Raw genomic sequence first — 5,915 nt, 5'->3', positions numbered from 1 at the left:
TATGAGACACTGCACGAGTGGTGCCGGGAGCGAGAATCGAACTCGCACTCTGTTACCAGAACCGGATTTTGAATCCGGCGCGTCTACCAATTCCGCCACCCCGGCAGCGGGGCTAGCAGTATAACTGAGTCGCAAGCGTATTTGTATTGAATATATAGAGAGAAAAGTCAAAATTTTAAAGATGTTACGTTCCAAATTTACATTTGATTTGCCACCTGAACTGATTGCCCAGTACCCATTGAAACAACGTGCCGGTAGTCGCCTGCTTTGCCTGGATGGTAGCTGTGGTGCATTAGAAGATAAGTTGTTTACTGATTTACTTTCTGTGCTCAAGTCGGGTGATTTGCTGGTCATGAACGACACCCGCGTTATTCAGGCACGGCTTTTTGGGCGTAAACACTCAGGCGGCAAGCTTGAGGTGTTGATCGAGCGTGTGCTTGACGAGCAACGAGTATTAGCCAAGGTGCGTAATTCAAAATCATTGCCAGCGGGTGCGATGTTTTTAATTGCTGGCAATATAGAGGTAGAGGTTGAGGAAAATAACGGTAGTTTTCTTGTTTTGCGCTTACGTGAGAGTGACTGGTTCAGCGTGATGCGAGAGCATGGACATATGCCCTTGCCGCCGTATATTAGTCGTGCTGATGAAGGCTTAGATGAATCACGTTATCAAACTGTTTATGCGCGAAGTGATGGCGCCGTAGCGGCGCCGACGGCTGGCCTGCATTTCGATGATGCGATGCTTGGTAAAATTAAAACGATGGGCGTGACGCTTGCCTGGCTCACATTGCATGTTGGTGCTGGCACCTTTGAACCCGTGCGCGCTGATGATATTAAGGATCATCAAATGCATTCGGAAATCTTTGCAGTCAGTGCTCAAGTATGCCAACAGATCGCAGCAACGCGTCAGGCAGGTGGCCGTGTTGTTGCGGTTGGCACCACTTCTGTTAGAGCGTTGGAAAGTGCGACGGACCAGCATGGCGTTACGCAGCCATTGCAGGGTGATACCAACATATTTATCACGCCGGGATACCGCTTTCGTTGTGTTGATGCCATGATTACCAACTTTCATTTGCCCGAATCGACTTTATTGATGTTGGTCAGCGCCTTTGCCGGTTATGAGTCAATAATGACAGCTTATCGTCATGCTGTTGCAGCAAAATATCGGTTTTTTAGTTATGGTGATGCCATGTTTCTTGCTCGTTGCGACCATCAAACACACAGGGATAAAGTGTGAAATTTGACCTGCTGGCCGAAGATGGTTTGGCCCGTCGTGGGCGTATCAGCCTACGCCGAGGTGTCATTGATACCCCGGTATTTATGCCTGTTGGTACTGCCGCGACAGTAAAAGGTGTCATGCCGCAAACCGTCGATGAGATTGGCGCACAGATTATTCTCAACAACACTTTTCACTTAATGTTACGGCCAGGCATGGAGGTGATTAGTGCGCATGATGGCGTACACAATTTTATGCATTGGCAAAAGCCAATTTTGACTGATTCAGGTGGCTACCAGGTATTTAGCCTCGGCAAGATGCGTAAATTAACTGAAAAAGGCGTGGAGTTTCGCTCGCCTTTTGACGGCGCCAAAGTTTGGCTCGATCCTGAAACCTCGATGTCTATCCAGCGGACCCTAGGCGCTGACATTGTCATGAGTTTTGACGAGTGCACGCCTTATCCTGCTAGCTATGAAGAAGCGCAGCAGTCAATGGAGCTTTCTATGCGCTGGGCGCAGCGATCAAAAGACGCACATAGCGATAACCCCGCAGCGTTATTTGGTATTATCCAAGGTGGTATCTACCCTGATTTACGTCAGCAATCACTGCAACAGCTTACCGATATTGGTTTTGATGGTTATGCCATTGGCGGCCTGTCGGTGGGTGAACCACAAGTAGAAATGCTGCATATTCTTGATGGGCTAGCGCCTGCTATGCCAAAGCAATCACCACGATATTTAATGGGTGTGGGCACACCACAAGATATTGTCGAGGCCGTGCGTCGAGGTATCGACATGTTTGATTGTGTGCTGCCAACGCGCAATGCCAGAAATGCACATTTATTTACCAGTCACGGCGTGGTGCGTATTCGTAATAGCGTCCACAAGCTTGATACACGGCCGCTCGATGACAATTGCGATTGTTATACCTGTCAGCATTTCAGCCGCAGCTATTTGCGTCATCTCGCGCACAGCAGTGAGATGCTCGGTGCGACGCTCAATACCATCCACAATCTGCGTTATTATCAAAATTTGACAAGTGAATTGCGCCAAGCTATTGCAGAAGGGCACTTGCAACCTTACATTGACAGCTTCTATGCACGATATGAGCAACCTGACGGCTAGCTTGATCGGATTTATCTAATCGTAATTAAGTCCGACAGGCTTAGATCACTTGGCCTATAATGGGCAACTTTAGCCGCCAATCGTGGTGGTTAAATTAAGAATTGATATTAAAATTTAAGGAAATACCTAATGAGTTTGTTTATCTCAGATGCGATGGCAGAAACCGCCTCAGCCGCAGCTGCCACACCGGGCCTTACCCAATTTATTCCGCTGATTATCATTTTTGTGATTTTCTATTTTTTGTTGATTCGGCCTCAAATGAAGCGTGCTAAAGAGCATAAAGCATTGGTTTCGGGCATCGCCAAAGGTGATGAATTGGTCACTAATGGTGGCATTCTTGGCAAGGTTATTGCTGTAGAAGAAGGGTTTTTTAGCCTGGAAGTTGCTAACGGCACAATCATTAAAATGCAGGCAAGCTCCGTCAGCCAAGTGATGCCTAAAGGCACCTATAAGCCTGCTTAGCTCTTAACCTAAAGAGTTCCCCTGCTTAATAAAAATAAACGAAACCTATGAATCATTATCCTGGATGGAAGTATTTGCTGGTTGGTACCGTACTGGTGTTTGCCGTATTGTTTGCGCTACCGAATATTTACGGTGCGGATCCTGCTGTGCAGGTTTCCGCCACAAGCGTAGCGAATGAAGAAGGCCTTGGTGAGCGGCTCAATAGCGTGCTTGCTGGTAGCGGTTTGCCATACAAAAGTGTTGAGTTGACCGATTTTGGTTGGCTAGTGCGTTTTGGCGATACCGAGGTTCAGCTTAAAGCCAAAGATCTAATCGATGAGCGTCTCGGTGAAGGTGTCATCACTGCATTAAATTTGGCGCCAGCAACGCCGGGTTGGTTGCGTAGCTTGGGTGGTCAGCCAATGTATTTGGGGCTGGATTTGCGTGGCGGTGTGCATTTCTTACTGCAAGTGGATATGGCTACCGCAGAGAAGCAGGTTCAAAACGCCAACATCAAAGGCTTGCGTAGTTATTTGCGCGGCGAGAAAATTCGTTATTCTGCTATCATCGAAGGCCCTGATAATACCATCTTGATCAAGTTTCGTTCTCCAGAGGATCGCACTACAGCGCGCAAGTTGATCTATAACGAAGCTGATTATCGTGACCTCAACTTGCAGGAACTTACAGGCGGCAAATCGCCAACGCTGGAAGTCACCATTAAAGAAGCCGCGTTAAAAGAGAAACGCGATTTTGCCTTAAAACAAAATATCACCACCTTGCGTAATCGCGTTAATGAACTCGGTGTTGCTGAGCCGATCATTCAACAGCAAGGCGCAGACCGTATTGTTGTGCAGTTACCGGGTGTACAAGATACTACTCGCGCCAAAGAAATTTTGGGCGCAACAGCGACACTGGATTTTCGTCTTGTTGATAGTAATAACGATGTTCAGGCTGCTTTAGGTGGCAAAGTACCGTTAGGCTCACGTATTTATCGTGAGCGTGATGGCCAACCCATTTTATTGTTAAAAGATGAAATTATTACCGGTGATGCCATTATTGATGCGGCATCAGGTATCGATCAACAAACCGGCAGCGCATCGGTATTTATCACATTAGATAGTGCTGGTGCCAGCCGTATGAGTGATGTCACACGCGACAATATTGGCAAGCCTATGGCCGTTGTTTTCAAAGAGTCGAGGTCTGATATTAAAGACGTTGATGGTGAAAAAGTGATTACACGTCGCACGTCAGAGCAAGTGATTAATGTTGCCACCATTCGCGATCAGCTAAGCAAACGTTTTCAAATTACCGGTTTGGACAGTACCGAAGAAGCGCGTGACCTGGCGTTGTTACTCAGAGCGGGTGCCTTGAAAGTGCCTATCGATATTATTGAAGAGCGCACCATTGGCCCAAGCATGGGTAAAGAGAATGTTGAGAAGGGCACCTATTCCATTATCATTGGTTTTGTCCTGGTGCTGGTCTTTATGGTGGTCTGGTATAAGCAGTTTGGCATGATCGCCAATATTGCCTTGACGCTGAACCTGGTGGTGATTTTTGCCGTACTGTCTATGTTGCAAGCAACACTCACCTTGCCGGGTATCGCCGGTATTGTCTTAACCGTTGGTATGGCGGTTGATGCCAATGTATTGATTTTTGAGCGTATTCGAGAAGAGATCAACAACGGTAATTCACCGCAGGCAAGTATTCATTCGGGTTATGAGAAAGCGCTGTCGACGATTGCTGATGCCAATATCACTACGCTGATTGCTGCCTTGGTGTTGTATACCTTTGGTACCGGCCCGATCAAGGGTTTTGCAGTAACCTTGTCTATTGGTATTTTAACCTCGATGTTTACGGCGATTATGGGTACTCGTGCCATTGTTAATTTCTTTTATGGCGGTAAACGCATCAACAAGTTGTCGATATAATGCAATTATTTAAAAATACACCTAGTTTTGATTTTATGTCGCGACGTTATGTTGCTATTACGTTATCCGTTATTGTCTTGTTAATTGCCATCGGCTCATTAGCCACACGTGGTTTAAATCTCGGTATCGATTTTACCGGCGGCACCATTATCGAAGTGGGTTATTCCGACAGTGCTGATTTAACCAGTGTCCGCACTGAATTGGGTGAGAACGGTTATGACGATGCTATTGTTCAGCATTTTGGTACAACGCGCGAAGTGTTGATTCGTGTTGCACCGCGTGAAGGGGTCAGTAATGCAGATTTGAGTAATAAAGTTATTGCTGTGCTGAAAGAATCGAATGATGTCGAAGTGCGTCGTGTTGAATTTGTCGGGCCACAGGTCGGTGATGAATTAACCAATGACGGTGGCCTGGCCTTGCTTTATGCCCTAGGCGGGATCTTAATTTATGTTTACTTTCGTTTTGAATTTCGTTTTGCCTTGGGTTCCGTTGCTGCCCTGATTCATGACGTTATTATTGTCATGGGCGTGATCTCGATACTTGGTATGGAGTTTAACCTGACTGTATTGGCAGCGATTTTGGCAGTGATTGGTTATTCATTGAACGATACCATTGTCGTGTTTGACCGTATTCGCGAAAATTTTCGCAAGATGCGTAAAGGCAGTCCGGTCGAGGTGGTGAATACCTCGTTAAATCAGACATTTTCACGTACCTTGATTACGTCTATAACAACCTTGCTGGTTTTGTTTGCTTTATTTTTCTTGGGTGGTGAGGTTATTGGAGGTTTTGCGCTGGCCTTGATTATTGGTGTCTTTGTTGGCACCTATTCATCAATTTATGTGGCGAGCAATATCACTCTCATGTTAGGTGTCAGCAAAGAAGATCTCATGCCGCCTGAAAAAGAAGGTGCAGAGATCGACGACCGTCCATAAACCCTAGTGGGCGTCCCAGTGGATATTATGGGCGCCCATTTCAACAAACTGAAAACAGCAGGTGAGGGGGGGTGTTAACAATCATTTTAATCGTCCTGTTGCACCTTCAATGGCGCCAGGCAAGGCGAGAGGAGAGAGGTTTGGTGGTCCAAATGAACGACGAACAACGCAGTATGGCGCCATTGAAGGTGCAACCCGAAGGGCCAGTGCGCATTGTTCACCCAGCGGCGTTGTCGCTCGCTTATGTGGGCCAACCACACTGCACTCGCTCCGCCTT

General features: G+C 46.8%; 5 protein-coding genes and 1 tRNA gene. 5 read left to right on the top strand and 1 reads right to left on the bottom strand.

The genetic code is table 11. From position 1 onward, the window contains the following. Positions 1-18: 18 nt before the first annotated feature. Positions 19-105: transfer RNA gene (locus JKY90_04930), tRNA-Leu, on the bottom strand. A 76-nt stretch (positions 106-181) separates the two neighbouring features. Here JKY90_04930 and queA point away from each other — a divergent pair. From queA to secF, 5 genes are all read left to right on the top strand, one after another. Next, positions 182-1,234, top strand: a complete 1,053-nt coding sequence (queA, locus tag JKY90_04925) for a tRNA preQ1(34) S-adenosylmethionine ribosyltransferase-isomerase QueA (GenBank protein MBL4851609.1) — start codon at positions 182-184, stop codon at positions 1,232-1,234. Beyond that, positions 1,231-2,337 (top strand): tRNA guanosine(34) transglycosylase Tgt, encoded by a 1,107-nt coding sequence (tgt, locus tag JKY90_04920; protein MBL4851608.1) that lies wholly within the window; start codon positions 1,231-1,233, stop codon positions 2,335-2,337. The genes queA and tgt overlap by 4 nt, the downstream gene beginning before the upstream one ends. A gap of 129 nt (positions 2,338-2,466) precedes the next feature. Then, the gene (yajC, locus tag JKY90_04915; GenBank protein MBL4851607.1) at positions 2,467-2,799 is read left to right on the top strand and encodes a preprotein translocase subunit YajC; all 333 of its coding nucleotides are present in this window, start codon (positions 2,467-2,469) and stop codon (positions 2,797-2,799) included. A gap of 47 nt (positions 2,800-2,846) precedes the next feature. Next, positions 2,847-4,706 carry a protein translocase subunit SecD gene (secD, locus tag JKY90_04910; GenBank protein MBL4851606.1) on the top strand — a complete coding sequence of 620 codons (1,860 nt, stop codon included), beginning with the start codon at positions 2,847-2,849 and terminating at the stop codon, positions 4,704-4,706. Beyond that, positions 4,706-5,638 (top strand): protein translocase subunit SecF, encoded by a 933-nt coding sequence (gene secF, locus JKY90_04905; protein MBL4851605.1) that lies wholly within the window; start codon positions 4,706-4,708, stop codon positions 5,636-5,638. The genes secD and secF overlap by 1 nt, the downstream gene beginning before the upstream one ends. Positions 5,639-5,915 lie beyond the last annotated feature (277 nt).

The sequence above is a fragment of the Gammaproteobacteria bacterium genome, assembly GCA_016765075.1.
GTDB lineage: Bacteria > Pseudomonadota > Gammaproteobacteria.
This window is presented reverse-complemented; position numbering and strand designations above follow the sequence as displayed.